This is a genomic window from Erythrobacter sp. S249 (genome assembly GCF_057364975.1).
In genome coordinates this window covers 130,007-155,100 of record NZ_CP200287.1, presented here as the reverse complement: position 1 = coordinate 155,100, position 25,094 = coordinate 130,007, and the positions used below count along the sequence as shown (strand labels likewise).

The 25,094-nt window shown below is 57.2% G+C and carries 17 protein-coding genes; 8 read left to right on the top strand and 9 right to left on the bottom strand.

Annotated elements, in window-relative coordinates; genetic code table 11:
- The first annotated feature begins 73 nt into the window (after positions 1-73).
- The 3 genes from AC0V6V_RS00750 to AC0V6V_RS00740 all read left to right on the top strand — a co-directional run bounded on the left by AC0V6V_RS00750 (position 74) and on the right by AC0V6V_RS00740 (position 2,993).
- Positions 74-1,306: an argininosuccinate synthase gene (locus tag AC0V6V_RS00750; RefSeq protein WP_486163584.1), complete on the top strand. Its 1,233-nt coding sequence runs from the start codon at positions 74-76 to the stop codon at positions 1,304-1,306.
- Positions 1,307-2,070: 764 nt separating this feature from the next.
- Positions 2,071-2,658 (top strand): septal ring lytic transglycosylase RlpA family protein, encoded by a 588-nt coding sequence (locus AC0V6V_RS00745; protein WP_486163583.1) that lies wholly within the window; start codon positions 2,071-2,073, stop codon positions 2,656-2,658.
- Positions 2,658-2,993, top strand: coding sequence for a ribosomal protein L7/L12 (locus tag AC0V6V_RS00740; protein ID WP_486163582.1), 336 nt, complete (start codon positions 2,658-2,660; stop codon positions 2,991-2,993). Before AC0V6V_RS00745 ends, AC0V6V_RS00740 begins: the two co-directional genes overlap by 1 nt.
- A gap of 102 nt (positions 2,994-3,095) precedes the next feature.
- Here AC0V6V_RS00740 and AC0V6V_RS00735 read toward each other — a convergent pair whose 3' ends face one another.
- Positions 3,096-3,920, bottom strand: coding sequence for a hypothetical protein (locus AC0V6V_RS00735; RefSeq protein WP_486163581.1), 825 nt, complete (start codon positions 3,918-3,920; stop codon positions 3,096-3,098).
- Between the two features lie 1,107 nt (positions 3,921-5,027).
- Between AC0V6V_RS00735 and AC0V6V_RS00730 the strand changes: the two genes are divergently transcribed.
- Positions 5,028-6,569: a deaminase gene (locus tag AC0V6V_RS00730; RefSeq protein WP_486166135.1), complete on the top strand. Its 1,542-nt coding sequence runs from the start codon at positions 5,028-5,030 to the stop codon at positions 6,567-6,569.
- A gap of 119 nt (positions 6,570-6,688) precedes the next feature.
- On the opposite strand, the gene AC0V6V_RS00725 is transcribed toward AC0V6V_RS00730, so the two are convergent.
- Both AC0V6V_RS00725 and uvrA read right to left on the bottom strand, forming a co-directional pair.
- The gene (locus AC0V6V_RS00725; RefSeq protein WP_486163579.1) at positions 6,689-7,012 is read right to left on the bottom strand and encodes a hypothetical protein; all 324 of its coding nucleotides are present in this window, start codon (positions 7,010-7,012) and stop codon (positions 6,689-6,691) included.
- Positions 7,013-7,145: 133 nt separating this feature from the next.
- Positions 7,146-10,142 (bottom strand): excinuclease ABC subunit UvrA, encoded by a 2,997-nt coding sequence (gene uvrA, locus AC0V6V_RS00720; RefSeq protein WP_486163578.1) that lies wholly within the window; start codon positions 10,140-10,142, stop codon positions 7,146-7,148.
- Between the two features lie 175 nt (positions 10,143-10,317).
- Between uvrA and AC0V6V_RS00715 the strand changes: the two genes are divergently transcribed.
- Positions 10,318-11,703, top strand: a complete 1,386-nt coding sequence (locus AC0V6V_RS00715; protein ID WP_486166134.1) for a methyl-accepting chemotaxis protein — start codon at positions 10,318-10,320, stop codon at positions 11,701-11,703.
- A 455-nt stretch (positions 11,704-12,158) separates the two neighbouring features.
- Positions 12,159-14,381 (top strand): M3 family metallopeptidase, encoded by a 2,223-nt coding sequence (locus AC0V6V_RS00710; RefSeq protein WP_486166133.1) that lies wholly within the window; start codon positions 12,159-12,161, stop codon positions 14,379-14,381.
- A 91-nt stretch (positions 14,382-14,472) separates the two neighbouring features.
- Here the strand turns inward: AC0V6V_RS00710 and AC0V6V_RS00705 are convergent, their stop codons facing one another.
- The 4 genes from AC0V6V_RS00705 to AC0V6V_RS00690 all read right to left on the bottom strand — a co-directional run bounded on the left by AC0V6V_RS00705 (position 14,473) and on the right by AC0V6V_RS00690 (position 17,140).
- Positions 14,473-15,303, bottom strand: coding sequence for a hypothetical protein (locus tag AC0V6V_RS00705; protein WP_486166132.1), 831 nt, complete (start codon positions 15,301-15,303; stop codon positions 14,473-14,475).
- Between the two features lie 509 nt (positions 15,304-15,812).
- On the bottom strand, positions 15,813-15,977 hold the full coding sequence (locus AC0V6V_RS00700; RefSeq protein ID WP_486163574.1) for a hypothetical protein: 165 nt from the start codon (positions 15,975-15,977) through the stop codon (positions 15,813-15,815).
- A gap of 84 nt (positions 15,978-16,061) precedes the next feature.
- Positions 16,062-16,550 (bottom strand): tetratricopeptide repeat protein, encoded by a 489-nt coding sequence (locus tag AC0V6V_RS00695; protein ID WP_486163573.1) that lies wholly within the window; start codon positions 16,548-16,550, stop codon positions 16,062-16,064.
- Complete coding sequence (locus tag AC0V6V_RS00690; RefSeq protein WP_486163572.1) at positions 16,535-17,140, bottom strand: winged helix-turn-helix domain-containing protein; 606 nt, start codon at positions 17,138-17,140, stop codon at positions 16,535-16,537. Before AC0V6V_RS00690 ends, AC0V6V_RS00695 begins: the two co-directional genes overlap by 16 nt.
- A 239-nt stretch (positions 17,141-17,379) precedes the next feature.
- On the opposite strand from AC0V6V_RS00690, the gene AC0V6V_RS00685 reads away from it, so the two are divergent.
- Complete coding sequence (locus AC0V6V_RS00685) at positions 17,380-19,824, top strand: hypothetical protein (protein ID WP_486166131.1); 2,445 nt, start codon at positions 17,380-17,382, stop codon at positions 19,822-19,824.
- Positions 19,775-20,209 (top strand): YadA C-terminal domain-containing protein, encoded by a 435-nt coding sequence (locus tag AC0V6V_RS00680; RefSeq protein WP_486163570.1) that lies wholly within the window; start codon positions 19,775-19,777, stop codon positions 20,207-20,209. Before AC0V6V_RS00685 ends, AC0V6V_RS00680 begins: the two co-directional genes overlap by 50 nt.
- Positions 20,210-20,375: 166 nt before the next feature.
- Here AC0V6V_RS00680 and AC0V6V_RS00675 read toward each other — a convergent pair whose 3' ends face one another.
- Entirely contained in the window at positions 20,376-23,654 is a 3,279-nt protein-coding gene (locus AC0V6V_RS00675) for an error-prone DNA polymerase (RefSeq protein ID WP_486163569.1), read from the bottom strand.
- A complete protein-coding gene (locus AC0V6V_RS00670; protein ID WP_486163568.1) occupies positions 23,654-25,072 on the bottom strand; it encodes a Y-family DNA polymerase in 1,419 nt (472 codons plus the stop codon). Before AC0V6V_RS00670 ends, AC0V6V_RS00675 begins: the two co-directional genes overlap by 1 nt.
- Between the last annotated feature and the right edge of the window lie 22 nt (positions 25,073-25,094).

Here is a 25,094-nt window from a genome sequence, read left to right as displayed (position 1 = left end):
CGCACCCCCTCCCCTGTTAGCGGCCACTGCACAAAATGACGAAGGCGCGCTGCGCCGAGACGAAGGTGTGACAATGTCCGATATCAAACGTGTGGTTCTCGCCTATTCAGGCGGTCTTGATACTTCTGTGATTGCCAAATGGCTGGAGGTTGAGCGCGGGCTGGAGGTGGTCACTTTCACCGCCGATCTCGGCCAAGGCGAAGAGATTGAACCGGCCCGTACAAAGGCGCGGGCGATGGGCATTCCGGACAAGCACATTTTCATCGAAGATCTGCGTGAGGAATTCGTGCGCGATTTCATCTTCCCGATGATGCGCGCCAATGCCCGCTATGAAGGGGACTATCTGCTTGGCACTTCGATTGCCCGCCCGCTTATCTCTAAGCGTCTGGTTGAGATCGCTTCGGAAACCGGCGCGGATGCCATCGCCCACGGCGCGACCGGCAAAGGCAACGATCAGGTGCGTTTTGAGCTTTCCGCCTACGCACTGAACCCCGACATTCAGGTCATCGCCCCGTGGCGCGAATGGGATCTCACTAGCCGCACGGCGCTGATCGCTTGGGCTGAGGCGCATCAGATTGACGTACCAAAGGATAAGCGCGGCGAGAGCCCCTTCTCTACCGATGCGAACCTGCTGCACACATCTTCTGAGGGCAAAGTGCTCGAAGATCCGTGGGAAGAGACGCCGGACTACGTCTATTCCCGCACGGTCAATCCAGAGGACGCGCCGGACGAGCCGGAATATATCACAATCGCGTTTGAGGCGGGAGACGGCGTTGCTCTCAATGGTGAGGCGATGAGCCCGGCCACGCTGCTAACCGCTCTCAACAATCTCGGCCGCAAGCATGGCATTGGCCGGCTTGATTTGGTTGAGAACCGCTTTGTCGGCATGAAATCGCGCGGCATGTACGAAACACCGGGCGGCGAGATCTACGCCCGGGCGCACCGCGGCATAGAGCAATTGACGCTGGACCGCGGCGCTGCCCACCTCAAAGACGAGCTAATGCCGCGCTATGCAGAGCTGATCTACAACGGCTTCTGGTTCGCACCAGAACGCGAGATGCTGCAGGCGGCAATCGATCACAGCCAGATCGGCGTGACCGGCGACGTCCGCCTGAAGCTCTATAAAGGCAATGCGCAGGTCGTGGGCCGCCGCGCCGATGTCGACTACAACCTCTACAGCGAAGACGTCGTCACATTTGAGGATGATGCGGGCGCCTATGACCAGCAAGACGCGGAAGGCTTCATCAAGCTGAACGCGCTACGTCTCAAACTGCTCGCTCAAAGAGGCCGGAAACGCGGCCGCTGATCGCTAAAAGAGGCGCATTTTTGAGCGCTCATTTAACGTTTGCGATGAGCCGCTGACTTATCCACCCTCGTCCACAAGTGATCTGGGCAAAAGTGGATAAGTCGGGGTTGCGCGACTTGCGCGACTCGGTTTTTGGGCGCAGCTTCTAAATATCGAAAGGGCAGAAAAGAGATTGAAAAGAGAGCCGCAAGGCGCTGTTTTTAGGAATTTTTTGTAACGATCGACGCGGTGGTGATTGTCCACGCGAACTTTGAGAAACAAGATGGGAATGGCTTCGGCTGAAACCAGACTGGATCGTTTGAGGAGATCGCGAAGCAGACCCATCGGATGGCCAGCAATTTGGTCGGCGATTGAGGGCGAAAAGGGTAGGACCCGGATCGACTGTTTGAGATCGAAGGCAATACAGATTGATGGTCTCAGCTCCACCCGAGGAGCAGAGGATGCAAACACGAACTTCGGTTCAGGGATGCAGAGACTGCTTGCAAGTGAAGCTGGATGCCGGTGCGAGCACTGGTGAAAAGCCCGCCGTACATCGTACGGAGGCAAGAAACCGGATGCCAAGTGCATCTTGCGAGGTTCGCCAAGCAAGTTGACCACGCGGCGGTAAGAGTGGGGTCGGCAGCAATGCCGGCCCCATTTGCTTTGCGCGCTTAGTTTTCGCCCACTCCCCAAACCCCAACCACGCCAGAACGGGCATCAAACCGGGCAATCAGAGCTACGCCCAATTGTGCAGCCCCATAGTTTTCGCCTAAACCCTCAACACTATGAGAGGGGTATCAAAGCGAGTTTGCGCAAGCGGCGTTGGCGTAGCCACGGTCCTGCTCCTGTTCGCATCCGTCCCTTCCAGCACCCTCGCTCAGCAAGACGGTGCGCTCCTGCAAACCCCGCAAACGCAGCAGCAGCCCCAAGCAGCGCCCCTATCCGCCGCCTCCTTCGAAGCGCAGTTCGCCCCCTACAACACCGCGCCCAGCCCCATCACTGTTGCCCCCGGCGCGGTTGACCTCAACAGCTTTGAGCCGCCCGCTGAGCCCAAGCCGCCAGAGCCGCGCAGCATCCGCAACCTCGGCAGCGGCATCGCATCCTACTACGGGCGACGCTTCAACGGCCGCCTCACCGCCAATGGCGAGCGCTTCAACATGCGCGCCATGACCGCCGCCCATAAGACCCTGCCCTTTGGCAGCCTCGTGCGCGTCACCAACCCGCGCAATGGCCGCGCCGTCACCGTGCGCATCAACGACCGCGGACCGTTCGTGAAAGGCCGCGTCATCGACCTCTCGCGCGCAGCGGCTGAGAGGATCGGCATGATCAGCCGAGGCCATGCCCGCGTGAAGCTGGAACTGGTCGCCCGCTAATGGAGAGCATCCTGCTGTTCGCCGCTGGCGCAGTCACCGGCTTCATCCTGGCCGTCGTCATGCTGAGGCGCACAGGCGGCGACATGATCGAGCAGCAACGCCGCAATGCCTCCACCTTCGGCCACCAAACCCCCACGCCGCCGCGCGCGCCAGAGCCGCTCTCGCCCCCGCGCATCAGCCCGGCGGGCGGCACCCTCGACCTCAGCGATGATCCAGAGATCCGCGCCGCCTTCATGCAAGGGCATAAGATCCAAGCGATCAAGCTTGTGCGAGAGCGCACCGGCCTGGGCCTCAAGGAAGCCAAGGACCTCGTCGAAAGCCAGTGGCCGCACTAGCGCGCCCTGTGCCCGCGCTCCCGATCACCACGCCTCCACTCATCGCGCGCGCGCCTCGCTTGGAACACATGGAACACTGTCCAGGGGCCAAAATCATGGGCCTCACTCAACCCCCGATGGATCGGCGTCCTCGGCCATAGCCTCCTCCGCGATATGCGCGGGCAAGTCCTGCGTGCGCGCCACGGCCCACCATTTCTCCAGCCCCGCCTCAAAGGCGCACAATTGCGCCGCCTCCGCCTCGCCCGGATCGTCGAATTGATGCACGGCGCGCGCAGTGATGGGCCGCTCCGCCTCCATCGCCATCAGGCGCTGTTCGAGTTCGGGGATCGGGGGATTGGAGGGGGAATGGGTGTTTTGAGGTTTTTGTTTGTTTGCGCCCTCAAGCGCCGGGCGCGGGCCATCCGGCCCGCTTGGCTTTCCTCGCATAAGCTCGGGCGGCCGGTCGGCCTTGCACTCGCCTTCGGCTCGCGTTTGGTGCCTGTCGGACTCGTATGCAGCTCGCGATGGGTACCGGTCCCCCCTCGCCTCGCTTTGCGCTCTTATGCGCGCCTCCTCGGCTTCTTTCTGCTCAATGCGCTCTGCCAATCGGTCGAGCCGCGCGAGGTGCGCCAGCAGCAGGCGGCTGTCATAGCGGGTGCGGGTCGCCACCTCCTCGCCGTGATAAAACACCTTTTCGGTCACCCCGCTGATCGCGCGGTCGGCCAGGATCGATTCGACATGGGTGCGAGCGATCACCAGAGCGGCGTCCCACTCCTCCAAAAAGCGCGGCTCCGCCTGACGCGCCCGGTAAGCGGTCTGCGGGCTGAGCGAAGCCGCCCGGCACGCAAGCCGCACATTGCCGTAGAGGCGCAGGTTTTCGAGAAAGGCGGCACGCCGCGCAGGTGTGAGCGCTGGCGGGACGGTTGGAAGGGGAAGAAGCTGGGTCATGGTGTGTGATTCCTTTTTTTAGCGCCCTCAAGCGCCGGGCGCGGGCCATCCGGCCCGCTTGGCTTTCCTCGCATTAGCTCGGGCGGGCGGGCGCCCTTGCACTCGCCTTCGGCTCGCGAACCATTCCAAGCAAACCGCATGGGACCAAGATTCCTGGCGCGAGGTAATTTGGGTAGTTCCACGGGTCTTGGTGCGAGACCGCTGGGTAGCGCCAAGAACCTTGGCGCGAGGTAGTTAGGTAGAGCCAAGAACCTTGGCTCCCTGTCTCTGGCTTGGTCGCGGAGCACGGCGCGAAGCGCCGCAAGGGCGACCGCCCGCCCGCAGCGATGCGCCTGAAAGGCGCGTGAGCGAGGAAAGCCAAGCAGCGCGGATGCGCTGCGCCCGGCGCTTGAGGGCGTAAACAAAAAATCCGCCGCGCCCGCAGGGTCTAAACAAAAAACTCCCCACCTCTTGGTGCAAACCAACCGCATGGCACCAAGAAACTACCTAACCCCGCCCCCTATGCGCCCAGCCTCAACATGCGCGAGCCAGCTGCGCGCGTGCTCAGCTGGTCCGGGGTCTCCGGGGCGCGTGGGATAGGGGCTTTGGGGGAGTTTGCGGCGCGCATCATAGGGACCGCGCGAGGGGAATGTTGGGCTTTGGGCCATGGTCGTTCGCCTTTGATTTCAGTTCAAGGGAACAGGACCAGTTATAGGAACTTTGGCATGTAGGACAGATGCAAACTCAAAGCGTCAATCGCGCACATTGGGTACCTACCAACAGCCGCAAATCAAGAAATGCGAGCTGCGTAATTCCTAGAAATCGTATGAACGTAAATTCACAGGTGGGTTATGTCTCGAGGGTTGAAGCCGAGTATCTAGACCGAGCGCGATCATCATGATCAGAGTCGAGCGCCTCTTTAAATCTAAGTCGTTCTCCGACCTCATCCCGCTTCTCATCAAGGGCCTCTTGATATTGAATGAAAATCTCAACAAGCCAACTGCACCTGTGATTATCATCCATACCGTCTCTCCATGTGACTCGCTTAATCCACACTAGCTAGGTTGACATGTATATCAATCTCAGATTCTTCTGATATTCACTGATCAATCTAGAAAGTGGAAATCAATGCCGAACGATAGTAGAGAGACCTTTTTCAGCCTTATCGCTCCGATCGGTATCGATATTGACGAAGTAATTGAGGTCGTTTCTGAACAAGCGAAGCAAGTTAGTTATCAACCGAATATCGTAAAACTTACCGATTCTCTGAAAGAGATGAACTTAGTTAAAGAAACTTATGATAACGCTGTCGAACGATATAGAGATTACATCACTGCCGGCGATCAACTTTGCGAAGATGCTGGACGGGGTGATATATTGGTCCTGTTGGGGATTGCACGATTACTAGGAATCGGAAAAGAAAAACGGCACGATGCCGCGCATACCAGACGAATAAATATATTCCGTCAAATCAAACGATATGATGAATACAGCACTTTAGAACGTGTATATGGAAGAAATATCCTTTTTTTGGGCTGCTTCGCGCCGAAGGATATTCGCGTCAACTACCTAGTAAAAAAACTTCGTGAAAGTGACAGGATTTCTAACGATGCTAAATTGGAATCACAAGCTCTAGAAATAATAGCTACCGATGAAGACGAAGTTGAACATGATTTTGGTCAACAAATTATAGAAGTTTACCCAAAATCAGATTTCATTTTAGATTGCACAAATAGGAAAACCTTGGAAGATTCGTGCAAGCGTCTGTTTCGGATTTACTTTGGTCATCCATTCATATCACCGAATCGCGATGAATACTCATCATACATCGCGAATGCCGCCGCCTACCGCTCACTAGATTTATCTAGACAGGTCGGTGCCGCGATTATTGGCGACGACGGGAATGTTGTCTCCATGGGCTGTAACGAAGTCCCTGCGGCTGGTGGTGGCACGTACTGGTGCGATGAGCACTCTGACAACCGTGACTACGTTTTAGGGTACGATTCAAACCAAAAAGTTCGAGAAGACCTCACACGTGATGGAATTGCAAAATTGAAGCAGGCAGGTTGGCTGTCAGATCAAAAAAGCAAAGAAAGTATCAATTCATTAGTCGACCAACTTTTTGCCAAAAAAGAAAGAGGCGAGGAGGCTCCTGAGGGACCTTGGCGAGACTTAATGATCGCAAACATCATTGAATACGGTAGAATGGTGCATGCAGAAATGAATGCACTTACTGATGCAGCACGGTTTCGACGTTCGACCGTTGGCGCTACTCTCTACTGCACCACAATGCCTTGCCACATGTGCACAAAACTAATCATCGCCTCAGGCATCAAACGTGTAGTTTACGTACAGCCATACGTCAAAAGCTTGGCAGGCGAGTTGTTCAAAGACTCCATTGTTTTTGAAGGGCAAGATCACGACCACAGGGTGAATTTTCAATCGCTTAAAGGCGTAACGCCCGCCGGATTCAAAAGAGCCTTCGCGAGAGGTGCCAAACGCAAAAACCCGAAAGGCCTAGCTCTCAGATGGGATAAAATTACAGCATTACCAACATTCACCACCACAATTCCTTATTACCTTGAGTTGGAAATCGAGACACTCAGGGAACTAAAGGATGGGCCAATGCAAATATTTCAACAAGGACTAGACGCGAGCCGAAAAAAATAGACTCTCTGTTATACCCCCAACAACAAAACAAAAAACGCGCCCTCCCCGTAGGAAGAGCGCGTCTCTCAAAATCCTAAACCTTTAAGCGCAGCCCCAGACGGAGCATTGCGCGTGCGGGCTTACTCCGCAGCGGGGGCGTCTGCGCCCGTACCCGTTTCAGCCAGAACCTCGTTCATGCATTCCTCGCCCAGCGCGGTCATCTTTTCCTCATCGACCAGATCGGTCAGGCCGAAATCCTGCTCTTTCATCTTACCAACAGAGCAATCGCAAAATGGCTTTGCCAATTCCACTGGCCCGCCGACTTCAGCGGTGAAGGAGGCTTCGCATTCTGATCCAAATTCGTCGAACATCGCGTCTTTATCGACCAAGTCGCCGCAGGCAGACAGCAGCAGGCCGCCCGTCATCAATGCGGGTAGCGCGAATGCTTTGGTAGTGAATGACATGAAAGACCCCTCAATTGTCTGGTATGATACGCCGAGTGCCGGCCCCGCGCACCCTACACGCCGCGCGGGGCTTGGCAATCGTGCATGCGGGCGGGCGCGACGGGGCGGCGCGGATTGGCCCGCGCGGCGGCGCTTACGATGCGGCTTTCGCCTTTTTTGTCGGCGTCTTGGCGGGCTTTGACGCGGGTTTTCCTTTGGCTTTCGCCGCCGGTTTCGCGCTCTGCTTCGCCGGCCCCTTGCTCAGCATGTTCTTGAGGTATCCGCCGGTAAAACTGCGCGGTTCCTTCGCGACAGTCTCCGGCGTGCCCGCTGCGACCACTTCACCACCGCGCACCCCGCCCTCTGGACCCAGGTCGACGATCCAGTCGGCGGTCTTGATCACGTCAAGATTGTGCTCGATCACCACCACGGAATTGCCCTGCTCCACGAGGCGGTGCAGCACCTCCAGCAGCTTGCGCACATCCTCAAAGTGCAGGCCCGTGGTCGGCTCATCGAGGATATAGAGCGTCTGCCCGGTGCTGCGCTTGGACAGCTCCTTCGCCAGCTTCACCCGCTGCGCCTCGCCGCCCGACAATGTCGTCGCCTGCTGACCGACCTTCACATAGCCAAGGCCAACCTCATTCAGCATCCGCATCTTGTCACGGATCGGCGGCACGGCCTTGAAGAAGCCCTCCGCATCCTCAACCGTCATATCCAGCACATCGGCGATGGAGAGGCCCTTGAACTTCACCTCCAGCGTCTCGCGGTTGTAGCGTTTGCCACCGCATTCCTCGCAGGTGACATAGACGTCGGGCAGGAAGTGCATTTCGATCTTGATCAGGCCGTCCCCGGTGCATTGCTCGCAGCGACCGCCTTTCACGTTAAAGCTAAAGCGGCCCGGCTTGTACCCACGCGCCTTCGCCTCTGGCAGGCCAGCGAACCAGTCGCGGATATTGGTGAACGCGCCGGTGTAGGTCGCAGGGTTGCTGCGCGGGGTGCGGCCAATCGGCGACTGATCGATCTCGATCACCTTGTCGCAATATTCGAGGCCCTCGATTTTGTCGTGCTTGCCCGCAATCACGCGCGCGCCGTTGAGCACGCGGGCGGCAGAGGCATAGAGCGTGTCGATGGTGAAGGTCGATTTGCCCGAGCCGGAGACCCCGGTGATGCAAGTGAATGTGCCCAAGGGGATCGACGCTGTGACGTCTTTCAAATTGTTTGCCTGAGCGCCGCGCACCGTAATGTTGTGCCCATTGCCCGGCCGCCGCTCTGCCGGGACAGCAATCTCGCGCCGCCCGGTGAGATAGTCCGCGGTGAGCGACTTCTTCGACTTCATGATCTGTTTGAGCGTGCCCTGCGCCACCACTTCGCCGCCGCGCACGCCCGCGCCCGGACCCAGGTCAACGACATGGTCCGCCTGGCGGATCGCGTCTTCATCATGCTCCACCACGATCACCGTATTGCCGAGATCGCGCAGGCGCTTCAGCGTTTCCAGCAGCCGATCATTGTCGCGCTGGTGCAGGCCAATGCTCGGCTCGTCCAGCACGTAGAGAACACCGGACAGGCCGCTGCCGATCTGGCTCGCCAGCCGGATGCGCTGGCTTTCGCCGCCCGACAACGTGCCGCTGGTCCGGTCGAGGTTCAGGTAATCCAGGCCGACATTGTCGAGGAAACCGAGCCGCTCGTTGATCTCTTTGAGGATAGCCTTGGCGATCTGCGATTGCTGATCGGTCAGCTTCTCGTCGAGCGCCAGGAACCAGTCCTTCGCATCCGACACGCTCATCTTCACCGGGTCGGCGATGTCCGTGCCCGCGACCTTCACCGCAAGCGCTTTTTCATTGAGGCGCTTGCCGCCGCAGCTCTCGCACGGCTGCGCGGTTTGGAACTTGGACAGCTCCTCGCGCATCCACGCGCTGTCGGTTTGCAGCAAGCGGCGGTTGAGATTGCCGATCACACCCTCAAACGGTTTGCGCACAGTGTATTCCTTGCGCCCGTCCTTAAAGGTCAGCTCAACTGGCATTCCGCCCGTGCCCTGCAGAATGATCAGCTGCTGATCAGGCTCCAGATCGCGCCACGGCGTCGTCAGATTGAAATCATAAGCCTTGGCCAGGCTCGCCAGCACTTGCAGATAATAGGGCGAAGGCGGATTGCTCTTCGCCCACGGCGCAACCGCGCCCTGTTTCAGCGTCAGCCCCTCGTTTGGCACCACCAATTGCGGGTCGAACAATTGCTTCTCGCCCAGACCGTCGCAGGTTGCGCACGCACCCTGAGGCGCGTTGAACGAAAACAGGCGCGGCTCAATCTCTTCAATGGTGAAGCCGCTGACTGGGCAGGCGAACTTCTCTGAAAAGACGATGCGATTGGCGGGAATGCCCGCGCCTTTCATGGCACCGCCGCCTTGCTCCTCGTCCTCGCGCCCCGGCACAACGCCATCCGCCAGATCGATATAGGCCAGCCCTTCGGCCAGTTTCAGCGCGGTTTCAAAACTATCGGCCAACCGCGTTTCCATGCCCGGTTTCACCGCGATCCGGTCAACCACGACTTCAATGTCATGCTTGAATTTCTTATCGATCGCTGGCGCTTCCTCGATTGGGTACAGCTCTCCATCGATCCGCACGCGAGTAAAGCCCGCCTTTTGCCATTCGGCCAGTTCCTTGCGGTATTCGCCCTTGCGCCCGCGCACCACCGGCGCGAGCAGATAAGCGCGCGTGCCCTCTGGCAATTCCATCACCCGGTCGACCATCTGGCTGACGGTTTGCGCACTGATTGGTTTGCCAGTGGCTGGTGAATACGGCAAGCCCACCCTCGCCCACAGCAGCCGCATATAGTCATAGATCTCGGTAACAGTCGCGACGGTTGAGCGCGGATTGCGGCTGGTCGTCTTCTGCTCGATGCTGATTGCTGGCGACAGCCCGTCGATGTGTTCAACATCGGGTTTCTGCATCATCTCAAGGAATTGCCGCGCATAGGCCGAAAGGCTCTCAACATAGCGCCGCTGACCCTCAGCATAGATCGTATCGAACGCAAGCGAGCTCTTACCCGAGCCAGACAGGCCAGTGACCACGATCAGCGCATCACGCGGCAGATCAATATCAACGCCTTTGAGGTTGTGCTCTCTGGCACCGCGAACTGAAATCTTTGTGAGGGACATGCCACACCAATTGGGGCCTCAATCCCTCTGAGTCCAGAGGCACCGAAACAAAGCCGCTTCTCCGCGTTATGTTCTTCACATGTTCCGTTGACGCTGGCCCGAAACCCGCCTCACTATTGTTTCAGCTTTATTTACTATCTTTAGGTAGGAGGCCGTAAGGGAGCGATTGATCATTATGGACCACGCAAAATTTGATTTCGCGAATTCGTACGAAATTAGATCAGAATTGTTTGAACAACGCGCGAAGGCATTGTTCGGTGATGGTGCGTTGCGTGCCGAGATTGCTCAGTTCTGGGCGCGCTATTCGCAAGACATAGAAGCGTTCTCGCAGACCTATTGGGACGGGCAGATCGACGGTAGCAATATCGAGACGATGAGCGCGCTTTACGGCCGTCAATTGTCGCATGAAGAAGTGGTGCAGACATCGGTTGAACGCTCGATTGGTATTTTCACCGCCACAGATGAACTCGAATGGATGGAGAGGCTTGCTTGGCTTGGCCTTGCCGGCTGGTTGATCGACCGCCAGGATATGATGATCCAGAAACGCTCTAAATATTATAATGGAGTGATTGAGGTTATCGCACAGCGCGCAAATTCTGTTGCTGATGCACTGCCCGACATTTCCTTCTTCAATCGGCTTGCCTTTATCCAACTCGAAATCATTTCAAGTTTCCGGGCTCAACTGGATGCACGCTATCGCGCAGATAAGATCAACCGGATGGGCAGTGAATTCGTTGCATCTCTGTCAAACAAGATCGAGAGCACGCTGTCTGTATCGGAAAATTTGCGTGACGAGGCCCAAGGTGCCGGTTCTAAGATTTCAGAGCTCCAACATGCCACAATCGAAGCGGCGGCGATTTCAAAGCAGTCCGCGCAATCGATGCAAGATGCAGCCAATGCTGCTGGCGTCCTTGAGCAGGCGCTCAACAGTGTGAAATCTGGTCTAGATGAAAACCGCAGTGTGTTGATCAAAGCGGTTGATCAAGCGGGCCTTACCGCGAATGACAATGCAAAAGCCGTCGAGGAAGTTGTCGCTATTGAAAAGATCGTCCAATCCATCTCGGACGTAGCCGATCAAACCAACATTCTTGCGCTCAATGCCAGCATCGAGGCGGCGCGTGCAGGCGATGCAGGCGCAGGATTTGCCGTTGTCGCACAAGAAGTAAAGAGCTTAGCCGGGCAAACCGCATCTGCGACGGATATGGTTCAAAAGCAGATCGACGCCATCCGTTCTTCAACACAAAAAAGCCAGCAATCGAGCAATTTGATGTGTGAGCTTGCAGAGCGATTGGGCGAAGAGAACCAATTACTGCTCGAAGCGCTGCAAAGTCAGCTTGCGAAATTCTCCAGCATTACCGACGCAGTCGATGAAACCGCTGAAGGCGCAGCCAGCATGGGCGAATTGGTTGCCAATGTTAATCGCGACACCAACAGCGTTGTTGCCCTGATACAGCGCCTAGCAAATGCATCTCAGGACAGCGCACAGCAACTTTCGGGAATTGTCGATGAAACCGGCAAGTTTGTACAAACCATTGGCGATGAAAAGCGTAACATCGGCTAGTTCGCGGCGGCCTGTTTGCAGGCGAGCGAGCTGACATACAACAGAGCGTGTCCATTGGACCCACCGGCTGGTTCCATTAATTTGCAGGCTATACGAGTCTCACGCGCTTTTCGCATTTGCAACAATATTTCATCTCACAGCCCTTGTTTTCATTAGGAAAATCTGTCTGCCCTACAGGAAAACTTAAGTTCCGCTGCCCCTGAATATGCTTAGTGTGAGTGGCCTCTTTGCTAGTCTTCCCACAAGCCCTTCGGGTCGCACCTAAGGCGAGTTTGCCGGAACATGAGTTTAGAGAAGAGGCCGCTGCGTGGAAACGTGGCGGCCTTGTTCTTTTGGCGCGCGGCACCGAACCCAAGGGCTCACCCGCGCGCAGGCAGGTGGGCCCTTTTGCTTGCCCAAAGCACAATTTACCCTCAATACACGGCCACACAAATTCGTAATTTACCGGAGCTCTTATGAAGGCCCAACTCAAGGCCCAAACCGCCGCAATTGCCCTCGCCGCCACGCTGACCGCTGGCTGCGCGACCACCAACGGAGAGACTGGGGTGAACCAAACCAACCCGATAGCAGAAGCTCAGGCCGAGGCTGAATATAGCCCCGAGATCCCGACCGGGACTGGCTATTTCGCTTCTGACAGCACGCTGCCCTTCCTGACCCCTGATTTCAGCAAGATCAGCGAAGACGACTACATCCCTGCTTTTGAGCAAGGCATGGCGATCCAGCAAGCCGAAGTTCAGGCGATCATCAACAACCCGGCGACTCCATCGTTCAGCAACACGATTGTTGAACTGGAAAAGTCGGGCCGGATGCTGGGCCGCGTGGCGCGCGTATTCTTTGCGCTGACTGGCCAGAACACTACCGACCGGCTTGACGCAATCAATCAGGAAATCAGCCCGAAACTGACCGCGCACGGAGATGCGATCACCCTCAACCCAGAGCTGTTTGCCCGGGTGAAGGCGGTTTATGACAATCGCGCCGCGATGGCGATGACGGTTGAAGACGCAAAGCTGCTGGAAGAGACCTATTCCGGCATGGTCCAGGCTGGCGCGCTTCTGACCGAGCAAGAGCGCGAACGTGTCAAAACGATCAACTCTGAGCTCTCCACGCTCACCACCGATTTCAGCCAGAAGGTCCGCGATGCGACCAATGATGGCGCGGTGATCGTCGACACCCGCGCAGAGCTGGCTGGCCTGTCCGATGCCGAGATCGAGGGCGCAGCAGCGCTCGCGAAGGAAAAGGGCATGGACGGCAAGTTCGCCATCGCCTTGCAGAACACCACGCAGCAGCCATTGTTGCCCGCGCTTGAAAACCGCGAAGTGCGCGAGCGTCTGTTCAAAGCCAGCGCGTACCGTTCCGACCAAGGCGGTAAGAATGACACGCGTCTGATCCTCGCAAAGATCGCCGAATTGCGCGCGCAAAAGGCGGCTCTGTTCGGCCAGCCCGATTGGGCCAGCTACACCATGTACGATCGCATGGCGAAGCAGCCGAAGACCGCGCTCGATTTCATGGAGCAAATGGTCCCCGCCCTCGCCGCAACGCAGCGCCGCGAGGCCGCCGTCCTCAACGAGCGGATCGCCGCAGATGGCCTCAATTTCGAGGTTGAACCATGGGATTGGTACCGCTTCGCCAACAAAGTGAAGGCGGAGCAATACGCGTTTGATGAAGACGCGGTGAAACCTTACTTCCAGCTCGACAAGGTGCTGGAAGATGGCGTGTTCTACATGTCTAAGAAGCTCTATGGCCTGACCTTTGAGCGCCGCACCGACCTGCCCGTCTATCACCCGGATGTGTGGGTCTACACCGTGTTCGATGCCGATGGCAGCGAGCTTGGCCTGTTCTACTTCGACCCGTTCCAACGCCCATCAAAGCGTGGCGGCGCTTGGATGAGCAATTTCGTCGACCAGAGCGATCTGTGGGGCACCAAGCCAGTGATCTATAACGTGCTGAACATTCCAAAGGCGGCCGATGGCGAGGTCCAACTGGTCAGCTTTGACTGGGTTGAGACGACCTTCCACGAATTCGGCCACGCGCTGCACGGCTTCTTCGCGGATCAGCGTTATGAGAGCCTGTCCGGCACGGCGACCGCGCGCGATTTCGTGGAATACCCCAGCCAGGTTCACGAGATGTGGGCGACCTACCCAGAGGTCCTGCAAAACTACGCCAAGCACTATGAGACTGGCGAGACCATCCCGATGGAGCTGGTGGAGAAGATCCAAGCCGCCTCGAAGTTCAACCAGGGCTATGACTTTGGCGAAGTGGTGGCCGCCGCGCTGCTCGATATGAAGTGGCACGCGCTCTCACCAGCAGAAGCTGCCGCAATCGACACGCCAGAGAAAGTCGATGCGTTTGAGCGTCAGTCGCTGGGCGAGCTGGGCCTAGAGATTGACCTGGTCCCGCCGCGCTATCGGTCAAACTATTTCAACCACATCTTCAGCTCACCCGCGGGCTATTCTGCGGGCTATTACAGCTATTTGTGGACCGAAATGCTCGACAAAGATTCGCGCCAATGGTTCATCGACAATGGCGGCCTGACCCGTGAAAACGGCGATCACTACCGCAAAACCGTGCTGAGCCGCGGCGGCACGATGGACTATTTTGAGATGTATCGCACATTCGCCGGACGCGAACCGGATGTAAAATATATGATCGAAAGCCGCGGGCTGGCCGGCGGCGAATAAGCCACCAAGCTAGATCCCAGAAACACGAAACCCCCGGTAGGCCAAACGCCCGCCGGGGGTTTTGTTTTGCGTCAGGTAAGAGCGCCTACCCTCAGGCAGATTGCGGCTCAGCCACAACCGCGCAAGGCCCACCTTCCTCACCGCAAGTCAGCAGCTCAACGAATTTCTCAGCATTGATCGCCACGTCGTCTGGGCCGATTTGGTCAAACGGGTCTTCCAAATGGCTTTGGATGTTGTCCAGCCCCGTCAGGATCACAGCGAACAGCACGGGCATCACATAGGTCAGCATGGGCGCCTCATATTCGATCGCCTGATGCGCGAAATAAGGGCCATAAATGATCGGCAGAATGATGATGAAGAAATCACTGAATGCGCTGAGCGTGCGCGGCGTGCGATATTGATAGATGTGCTTCACGCTTTCAAACGCGACGATCATCTTGGAAAGATATTGATTGCAGCGGCTACACTCGCCCGAGGCCAGCCCCTCTGCGCGCATCCGCTTCACAAATTGCGACAGTTCCGAAAACGCGGCGTAGATCGCTTGTTCGCGCGCCGGCATTTCTGAACGCTCGCCTTTAAACATATCGCGGCATCCGGTCAGCAAACGCGCCAGCGCACCCTCGAGTTGCTTGATCCGCTCCTCATTTTCCTCTGGCAGCCAGTCGCGCGCGGCAAAATAGATCGCGCGCCCATGGGCCTTGATCGTGCCATAGTCATCCAGCGCCGCCTCGCGCCGTTTGTATGCATGGCCGATGGAGAACACGATTGGGAAGATTACCGCGGTCGAGATGATCGTCAGCGGGTAATCAGCGACCAGGTTCAACTTCAGCGAAAACCAAGTGGCAAACACCGCAAGGATCGCGACGCCCAAGGTCTTCCAATTAACAATCAAACCAATTCTTGAAATGCGCTCAAACAGCACGAGCAGCCCCTTATTGTCCGTTTGTCGTGGACTTTAGGGGGAAGAGCTTGAAACAGGGTTAAGCGCAGGTTGAGGCGTGCCTATAGGCGGCGTGCTGCTGATTCCAGCCAACTTGATTCCAGCGTCCAACCGCGACTGACTGGCCGTCTTTCCTGCCTGAACGATTTTTTGCCTCCCGTTCCCGCAAGCCGACGTCCGGCTTGCGACCCAGATACGGTCATTTCGTCCCGGCTCAAACTGGGTCGTAAGCTGAGTGTCTAGCCTTGACTAAGGATCGACTGCGAAGCGGACATTCATCTTCCAGAACCACAGCTGGAATATAGAATGGAAGCGCAATCGCGTTATCTGCTTCAACCGTAGGGTCGCGCCAGCCATAGCTCTTTGTCGTCGGCCAAAGTTTCTCGCTCCTTCAAGCTCTGACCGGCCTGTTGCATATCACTGCACCCAAAAGTCGCTGATACAAAGAGACGCACGAGCGCCCCCAAATGCATTGATCGGGCTACGAGAAATCATGCAAGTTGCAGATTGCGCTCCATCAATGTCCGAAAAATTGAACGGGCAAGTACGGGATCAATCTTGGGATATTGCTGACGCATCCGCGTTGAGGAAACCCGGCCGCGAATGGTTCTGATTTTCTCCTCAACGCGGTCTGCCTCGTGCGTCCTTCCGGCCATATGCAGCGCGCTGAGAGCAAGCACACTGGCTTGTAGGTTCTCGTGTCCATACGTTCAATCCGGATCGCCTCATCGCCAGCCTGGTCAAGTTCGCCCAGGCGCATATGGGCCGCCGAGCGGCTGGAATGGTTGACATAAGCGATCAGCACTTACTAACGCCTGCTGCGGATCACCCGAGTGGGCTTCAATAGCACCTTGTGCGATATAGGCCCGTGCCATGTTGGGTGAACGTTCAAGCGCCCGTTCCAAATAGCTCGAACCTCGTTCTGGCTGAGAGTTGACAGCATGCACAAATCCGGCCGTTGCAAGGCACCCCGGGTCGTAGGGATCCAGCGATTGCGCCCTCTCGATGGCTTCAACCATAAGACTGGCATTGCGCTCGGGATCAACCTGATTGAGCGCTTGCCACAAATACGCAATCGACTTGTTCTGCCACGGCAGGCCAAAATCAGGCGCGAGTTCTATCGAACGGTCGAAAAAGGCATGGATACGCGAAAAGGCCTGCTCTGTGCGGCCAAATAAAAGCGACATTCCGGCGTGGAATGATTGCCATGCGGTCAGGCTCTCTGGCATTGAAAGGCAGAGCCCCGGGCGATCACAAAGAGCCAAGGGAGGTTGGCGATTGCATGCGTCACATCGGCGGGCAACGCTTCGGCTAATGTCGAATATTGTCCGGCATCACCGATAATGCGCAGCGGTGCAACCGCGATCTTGGGACGCTGATCAATCCAGTCATTCAAAGGTAGAGCCGCTTCAAGCTCTGCGCCGGATTCCCCAGTGGTGGTCGGCACACTGATTGCCGGTACAGCTTCTTGGTCTACCTCGATTGCAGAGGTGACAAACCGGAAGCCGCGGCCATAGATCGTGCGGATCAGACGTTGTTCCGTACCGTTGTCGCCAATTGCTTTTCTGACCAATTCCAGCCGCTTGGCAACCGCCGCATCGCTTACAATACGGCCTTCCCAGATGTTTTCGATCAAATCCTGCTTGCTGACCACGTGATGACGATTGGCCAGCATGAATGAGAGCGTTTCGAGCACTTGCGGCTGCGCCGCAATACGCTTGCCATCGCGGGTCAACTCCATCCGCGCCGCATCGAGCATATAATTCTCAAACCGGAATATCATTCGTAACCTCGCTGCGATTTCTATCGCCGAGGTCATGCGAAAAAGTCCAGCCGTGATCATATTTCTTCAGACTCTGATAAAGACCGCTATCCAACGCCTTAAGTATTTCCCCGCAGATCGGAGCTCGTCCGGATCGCAACCATCAGGCAGGAAATGCGGCGGAACACCAAACCGGCGGCTTGGCGAAGAGCGGCTGCTTTTTGCCAAGCCGCCGGCATTTCTGCCGCTATCTGGTGAGCCCTGACAGGACGGATTTCTATCAGGGGACCAGAACCATGAAACTCAAATCACTATTTTTCACCGCGGCCATAACGAAGATGGCTATATCGATGTTGGCTGCACCACAAAAAGCGCAGGCCGATGATTGCTTGCTGGATCGCAACAATGATGGTGTCGTTGATTTAAGTGACAACGATGGCGGCGCAAACTCGAATGACGATGATGCGTCGCTGGCCTGCGGTGTCGGGGCGAGCGCAACGAGCACCGACACGACGGCAGTTGGGGCGGTCGCCAGGGCGATTGCGAACGGGGCGACAGCACTTGGCAATGACGCGGTGGCCGTGGGACAAGAGTCTATTGCGCTCGGTCATTCATCAGAGGCAAGCGGGCTAAGGGCTTCAGCTTTGGGTGCGCTCGCGATCGCTAGCAACCCTGATACTGTTGCTTTCGGCCATGATGCGAGCGCTAGCGGGACCAACGCGGTTGCAGTTGGGGTAAGTTCGCGGGGCAATGGGACTGACGCGACAGCCGTCGGTACTGCGGCACAAGCGAGTGACTTTGCAACGGCAATTAGCCGCTTGGCGATCGCAAGTGCCAGTGAAGCTGTGGCCGTCGGTCAGAGCGCCGATGCAACCAGGCAGGCCGCGATTGCCGTTGGCACCGATGCGCAGGCTACTGGCATTGGAGACATCTCAATCGGGAGGCAGGCAAACGCCTCGGTTCTCAATTCCATCGCGATCGGCAGAGCTGCAGCAACAACGGGAAACAACTCAATTGCGATCGGCTTGACTGCATCCTCGGCGCATTCAGGGGCAGTCGCGATTGGCTCGGAATCAGCCACGGACGCCGACTTTACCGTCTCTGTCGGTAATAGCAGCACCGGACAGACCCGGCGGATCACAAACGTTGCAAACGGCATCAACGCGACCGATGTCGCGACTATTGGTCAGCTCACCGCTGTCGACGATCAGGTTGGTCTTTACGTCACAAACATCGCTGCGAATAGCGCAGAGCTCGCCAATGTCGCATTCGGGGCGACCACTTTTGGCCCTGCAACGACATCCGGCGGGGACAGCGTCGCCATCGGTGCCGAAGCCCAAGCGCTCGGCTTGCGTTCAGTCTCTATCGGAAACACCTCAATCGCTTCTGGCGCAGAAGCAACCGCGATCGGCGACAATTCCCAAGCAGTCCAGAACGGGACCGCAATCTGGTATAGCGCCCGATCCACCGGATTCGTCGGATCCACAGCAATCGGACGGCTTGCACAAGCGACGGGAACTATCTCAACCGCAGTAGGACATTTGTCTGAGGCCAGCGGCGCTCTTAGTACAGCAGTCGGGAGCAATTCCGAGGCGAACAGCACCAATAGTGTCGCTTATGGCGCCGACGCCGATGCGACACAGGAAGATACCACAGCGCTCGGCACCGGAAGCGTTGCGAATGCTGTTGGTGCGACCGCCATCGGCAAGGCCGCGGCAGCGGGCCATTTCGATTCTGTCGCACTGGGCCGCGGATCGACCACGAGCGCTGACAATACCGTCTCGGTTGGCAGCTCCACTCTTCAGCGCCGGATCACCAATGTTGCTGACGGAACTGATGACAGCGATGCGGCAACCGTGGGTCAGTTGAATTCAGTCGCGGCCTCAGCAGCTGCCAACACCTCGCAGCTGAACAATGTTGCATTCGGTCCGACCGTTTTTCTAGGAGCCACTGCAACGGGTGATGAATTGTCGGCGGTCGGTTCCGGCGCGAACGCTGCAGGCAACTTTACAACGGCCTTAGGCAACAATTCCGGCGCGACTGCAGATGAAGCGGTGGCGCTTGGTTATGAGGCCGCAGCAGGGGCGGTGCAGGGAACGGCCCTTGGGTCACGCGCAGTCGCCGGGTTCCACGGCACTGCTGTTGGTCGCGGTGCCAATGCTAACGGATTTCTTAACGTCGCAATCGGCCACTCTTCTGTCTCGGCCGGAGGCAGCAGCGTTGCCGTGGGTAACGGTTCGAGCGCGGTAGGAAGCCGGGCGGTCGCTTTGGGCGGATCAGCGAGCGCTGCGGGCATTTCCTCGATTGCGATTGGCAGTGACGACGATGATGGCGATGCGCTGGGCGCGCAGGCGACCGGCGTCCAATCTGTGGGCCTTGGCGTGGATGCGAATGCGAACAGTCAGGATGCGAGTGCTGTTGGGGCAGCTACGATTGCGATTGGTCAGGAGGCTTCGGTGTTTGGCGCGCGAGCGCGGACCAATGGAGGCCTGGCTACGGCTGTGGGTGCACGCTCTGTCGCGACCTCAAACGGGACATCTGCGTTTGGTACAGGTTCGTGCGCACAGGCCTTGAATGCGACCGCTATTGGCAACTCTGCCCGGGTTGAAGGCGCTTTCTCGACCGGGATCGGTACCAGTGTGAACATCGCTGCGACCGCCAACTCAGCGGCTGCGATTGGCTTTCAAGCGAGTGTCAGCGGCAGCGCTGGAAGGCACGACCCGAGTGGTGACGGTCGATGACAATGGCACGCTGGGCCGAGGGGCTGTCGCTACTGTGAACTCGGTCAACAATGTCCGGGTGGAGTTCAACGCCGTGGCCCAGGTCTCCACCGCTCAGTTTGATGCGCTGTCTGGGCGGGTCAACACTCTGTTCGATCTCACCAACACGATCGACCGTGATGCGCAGCGGGGCATTGCCTCCATCGCAGCGCAGGCTAGCCCGCATTTCCCAAGCGCAGTGGGCAAGACCAGCTACGCCAGTAACGTCGCGACCTACCGCGGCGAGATCGGCTTCTCCGCTGGCCTGATGCACCGGTTCGAAGGTGACTTCGCCATCACCGCTGGCGTCACCTACGCAGGCGGCAACTCGACCAGCGTACGCGCAGGCGTCGCGGGCGAGTTCTGAGACAGACATGACAATGGAGGTGGGCATACAAGTATGTCCGCTTCCACCTCCAGAAGCATCTAAACTGAAGTGCGTTGCAACTCACCAGCAGCAGACTGTCAGCTAGATGGACGTGCCCACGAAGAGCGGACCGCCTGGTAACGACCCAGTTCAAGCCTTTGCTAAATTAATGGAAATCCCGTGATTTAGGTAGGATGCGGACATCGCGCGGATGCCGGTGGCTCGGTGTGGGGTGGCGATCGGCGACTTTGTCGCCAAAGGAAGTGTCTAGCTTCGCGTTATGTGTCTCTGACATATGATTGAGATCATTCGTGCGATCGATCACATTGCTGACCATAAGATGCACGACGCCTTCCTTGCTGCGCTGCACCTCCCCTTCCAACAGCATCAGGCGAGAGCCCATTACAGGACGGCGCAATCGTTCCATATGCCTCGCCCAAAGCAGTGCGTTGATAATTCCCGTTTCATCCTCGATGGTGATGAAAATGGCATTGCCTTTACCCGGTCGTTGACGGGTTAGGACAACGCCTGCCGTGCGCACTTTCGCACCATTTTTCGCTGCATCGGTTTCTGCGCAGCTCAGCACGCCTTCGGATCGGAAACGCTCACGCAGGAAGCCCATCGGATGCCCCTTCAGGGACAGCCGCGTGGTTTGATAATCCGCAACAACATGGTCGGACAGCGGCATTGAAGGGAGCGGCGCATCCTCTTCTTCACGCAATTCACGCGCCTTTGCCGCAGCGAACAAGGGCAGCTCTCCCTTGGGCATGCGCCGAACATTCCAGAGCGCTTGGCGCCGATCTTCACCAATGGAACGGAAAGCGTCTGCATCTGCTAGCAATCTTAAAGCGCGCCGAGGCAAATCGGCGCGGCGAGCCAAGTCTTCAATGCCTGTGAATGCGGCTTCGCTGCGAGCTGCCACCAGCTGCTCCGACCATTCTTTGCGAAAGCCATCCATCTGGCGAAACCCGAGCCGCAATGCGAGCTGACCACTTTCACACGGTTCGAGAATGTTATCCCATTCGCTGTAATTGATGTCGGCTGCGCGCACCTCTCCGCCATGTTCGCGCAGATCGCGCACCAGTTGCGCAGGCGCGTAAAAACCCATTGGTTGTGAGTTCAGCAATGCACAGGCGAACACCGCCGGATGATGGCATTTAATCCAGCTTGAAACATAGACCAACCGTGCAAAGGACAATGCATGGCTTTCAGGAAAGCCATAGCTGCCAAAGCCCTGAATTTGTTTATAGCAGCGCTCAGCAAAGGACCGTTCGTATCCCCGCGCTACCATGCCATCGACCATCTTCTTTTCGAACTGGTTGATCGTGCCGACATTGCGGAATGTGGCCATTGCCCGGCGCAGACGATTTGCATCTTCGGGAGAGAAGTCCGCTGCCACAATGGCAAGCTTCATCGCTTGTTCTTGAAACAGCGGGACGCCTTTGGTGCGCCCCAATACGCTTCTCAATTCGTCGGGATCGTGCGGTGGTCTGGGCGAAGGATAGTTCACTGCCTCCACGCCAGAGCGGCGGCGCAGATAGGGATGAACCATATCCCCTTCAATTGGGCCAGGACGGACAATCGCGACCTGAATCACGAGGTCATAGAATTCTCGTGGTTTCATACGTGGTAGCATATTGATCTGCGCACGGCTTTCGACCTGAAACACACCGATACTGTCGCCCGCGCACAGCATGTCATAAACCTCGCTGTCTTCATGCTGGATTGTGTCCAGCTCAAAATCGCCGAGGCCATGTTGACGCATCAAATCAAAGCTCTTCTGAATACAGGTGAGCATGCCCAGCGCCAGCACATCAACTTTCATCAGGCCCAGCGCGTCAATGTCGTCCTTATCCCATTCTATAAATGTGCGATCCTCCATCGCCGCATTATGGATCGGCACTATTTCATCGAGCCGCCCCTGCGTCAGCACATAGCCGCCAACATGCTGAGACAGATGGCGCGGAAATTTGAGGATCTGATCGACTAGTAGCTTAAGGCGCGCGATCTGAGGGTTGCTGAGATCGAACCCATTTTCGGCGATCCGATTGTCTTCCATCCCGGTTGCGTGACTGCCCCAAACGGTGCTGACCATACGGTTGGTCATATCTTCCGACAGGCCAAGCACCTTGCCGACTTCGCGTACAGCGCTGCGCGGGCGGTAATGGATCACAGTGGCGCAAATCCCCGCGCGTTCGCGGCCATACCGACGATACACATATTGCATCACTTCTTCGCGCCGCTCATGTTCGAAATCGACATCAATGTCTGGCGGTTCTTTGCGCTCTTCGGACATGAAGCGAGAGAACAGCAAATTGTGCTCAACCGGATCGACCGACGTCACCTTGAGCAGATAGCAGACTATGGAATTCGCCGCCGAGCCGCGCCCTTGGCATAGGATTGGCGGTGTCTGGCTGCGTGCAAATCTAACCAGATCGTGGACTGTCAGGAAGTAATAGGCATAGTTTGCCTTACGGATGAGGGCGAACTCCTCTTCCATCATCGCTTTGGCTTTAGGCGGGATGCCTTCGGGCCAGCGTTCGTGCGCGGCTTTCGAAACGAGATGCTCCAGCCAATCCTGCGGCTCCCAACTTTCGGGCACTGGCTCATGCGGATATTCATACCGTAAATCATCAAGCGTGAACGTGATACGCGACAAAATATCTTGGCTGGCAGCAATGGCCTGTGGAGCAGATTTGAACAGCCGGCCCATTTCCAAGGGGCCTTTCAAATGCCGCTCGGCATTGGGGGCAAGCCGCTTGCCTGCTTCAGAAATCGTTGTGCCCTCGTCGATGCAAGTCAGCACGTCGTGCAATTGCCGGTCTTCTGGCTCTGCGTAGAGCGCATCATTGGTCGCTAGCAGTGGAATGGCCAGATCGCTGGATAGAGCGATCAATTGAGCAAGCCGGCGCTCGTCTTTGCCGGATCGAGCCATGGTGGCTCCAAGCCACAACCTGTTTGGTGCAGCATTTTGCAAGGCAGCGAGCGCAGCCCTGTGCTTGGCATCACGAGGCTCTGCCATCGCAATCAGAACCATGTCTTCGCAATGGGCGAGCAGATCAGACAATTGCAGCAGGCAATCGCCTTTTGCTGCCCGCAAATTACCAGTGGTAAGCAGGCGTGTCAGCCGTCCCCAGCCATAACGTGTTGTCGGATAAACGATGATGTCTGGAGTGTCGTCCACAAAGCAAAGCCGTGACCCCACCACCAAACGAAAGCCGAATGCAGATCGCTGAGCCTCAGGCAATTTCTCCAGTGCATCGCGCAGGGCAACATGCGCCCGCACCACACCGGCAACGCTGTTGCGATCAGCAATGCCAATGCCGCTCATCCCAAGGTTGAGTGCCTGAGCCACCATATCGCAAGGGTGCGATGCCCCGCGCAGGAATGAATAATTGGTCGCAGCGGCAAGCTCTGCAAAAGCCACAGGTGTTTCTTTTGGCATCAGGCAAACAGCCCGTGCAAATACCAGTTTGGATCATCGGCTTCGCGGCCATAAAGGCCATGACGAAACACCCAATATCGCCGCCCCTCTGTGTCCTCGATACGATAATAATCGCGCGTCAATTGCGTACGCCCGAGCGGGTCTTCGCTCGCTTTCCACCATTCCGATGCAATCCGCTCTGGCCCTTCATGACGTGCGGCATCGCGCACTTTGTTGCGCCAGCGAAACCGCTTTGGCGGCCCGTCGGGAATTTCCGCGATGACCACAATGCGCTGCGGCGGATCGAACAATTGCAGCGGGCGTGAAGGAGGCTCACCCGGCTCTGCTGACCGCCAGGCAAAGGAATGATCTGCATCTACAGCAGGCAAGGCAATTTGGGTGTTTTCGGGAATATGTGTGTCGTTCGGGCAAAAACGCAGCACCCGATTACGCCCCAGTCGGACGCGCAAAATATCAAGAGTTTCGGCCAGTGTGTTGTCGCGCTTTACCTCTTTTTCGATATCTTCTTGCTGCGATTTCAAAAGCTCGGTCTGAACGATAGCAAGCTCGACGCTGTCAAAGCCGAAACCGGGATCGAGCGGGTCGGCCAAACCATCCAATCGTTCATCGAAGAGTCTGGCAATTGCGGCGCTGTCGCGGGTTGATCGGCCGGTTTCGACATGCAGGTTTTGGACTGCACCATCGACCCTGTTGAAGCGCGCTTCAAAGGCGCGGCCGCCAAGGTCCTCTCTGGCGAGTTCTGCGTTGGCTTCATCAAGCAATTCGCGCAGAACCCTGATGGAATAGGTTTTGCTTGTGATGGGCTCTGCAAAGCGGCGGCGAAAGGTGAAAGAACGCTGAGGTTCGCGCGTATCCAGCGGCTTGGCGCTTTTCCCAATTAAACGTTCCAGTCGATAAACGCTTGCTGCTCCGAAACGCGCGGCGATGACTTTGCGCGGGCGATCCATCACATCGCCGATCGTTTTTAGCCCTGCACGGCGCAAGCCCAAATCGGCTTCGGGATCAAGCTGCAGCGCAGCCACAGGCAAAGAACGAATTGCCTGCATCTCATCCGCTACCTCGCCGCGATGGAAACGAGCCAAAGCGCTCGCCGCTTCAGCGGAAGACGCACATGCTAGGCGTGTTGCAATCTGCTGACTGGCAAACCAGCTTCGCACATCCTGCTGAAGCGGCATCTCTCCTCCTGAAAGATGCACGCTGCCTGTGATATCGAGCGTGAGGCCATCTGGTGGCTTCACCGCAACCATCGGCGTATAGCGCATGCATTCATCAGCAATCTGATCGAGCAGCTCGGCATCAGCCTGAGCATTGTGATCATACACCATCAACCCTGGCTCAACCGCCTGCGCATCAGCCAGGCTTGATCCCGGTGCAAGCCCGCATTCCAGTGCAGCTCGGTTAAGCGCAACAAGACGCATCGCCCCTTTTTGCTTTTCAACA

Excerpts from the sequence above, each read along its gene's own strand:
- AC0V6V_RS00750 (WP_486163584.1), top strand. The coding sequence starts at position 74 with ATGTCCGATATCAAACGTGTGGTTCTCGCCTATTCAGGCGGTCTTGAT.
- AC0V6V_RS00745 (WP_486163583.1), top strand. The coding sequence starts at position 2,071 with ATGAGAGGGGTATCAAAGCGAGTTTGCGCAAGCGGCGTTGGCGTAGCC.
- AC0V6V_RS00740 (WP_486163582.1), top strand. The coding sequence starts at position 2,658 with ATGGAGAGCATCCTGCTGTTCGCCGCTGGCGCAGTCACCGGCTTCATC.
- AC0V6V_RS00735 (WP_486163581.1), bottom strand. The coding sequence starts at position 3,920 with ATGACCCAGCTTCTTCCCCTTCCAACCGTCCCGCCAGCGCTCACACCT.
- AC0V6V_RS00730 (WP_486166135.1), top strand. The coding sequence starts at position 5,028 with ATGCCGAACGATAGTAGAGAGACCTTTTTCAGCCTTATCGCTCCGATC.
- AC0V6V_RS00725 (WP_486163579.1), bottom strand. The coding sequence starts at position 7,012 with ATGTCATTCACTACCAAAGCATTCGCGCTACCCGCATTGATGACGGGC.
- uvrA (WP_486163578.1), bottom strand. The coding sequence starts at position 10,142 with ATGTCCCTCACAAAGATTTCAGTTCGCGGTGCCAGAGAGCACAACCTC.
- AC0V6V_RS00715 (WP_486166134.1), top strand. The coding sequence starts at position 10,318 with ATGGACCACGCAAAATTTGATTTCGCGAATTCGTACGAAATTAGATCA.
- AC0V6V_RS00710 (WP_486166133.1), top strand. The coding sequence starts at position 12,159 with ATGAAGGCCCAACTCAAGGCCCAAACCGCCGCAATTGCCCTCGCCGCC.
- AC0V6V_RS00700 (WP_486163574.1), bottom strand. The coding sequence starts at position 15,977 with ATGGCCGGAAGGACGCACGAGGCAGACCGCGTTGAGGAGAAAATCAGA.
- AC0V6V_RS00695 (WP_486163573.1), bottom strand. The coding sequence starts at position 16,550 with ATGCCAGAGAGCCTGACCGCATGGCAATCATTCCACGCCGGAATGTCG.
- AC0V6V_RS00690 (WP_486163572.1), bottom strand. The coding sequence starts at position 17,140 with ATGACCTCGGCGATAGAAATCGCAGCGAGGTTACGAATGATATTCCGG.
- AC0V6V_RS00685 (WP_486166131.1), top strand. The coding sequence starts at position 17,380 with ATGAAACTCAAATCACTATTTTTCACCGCGGCCATAACGAAGATGGCT.
- AC0V6V_RS00675 (WP_486163569.1), bottom strand. The coding sequence starts at position 23,654 with ATGCCAAAAGAAACACCTGTGGCTTTTGCAGAGCTTGCCGCTGCGACC.
- AC0V6V_RS00670 (WP_486163568.1), bottom strand. The coding sequence starts at position 25,072 with ATGCGTCTTGTTGCGCTTAACCGAGCTGCACTGGAATGCGGGCTTGCA.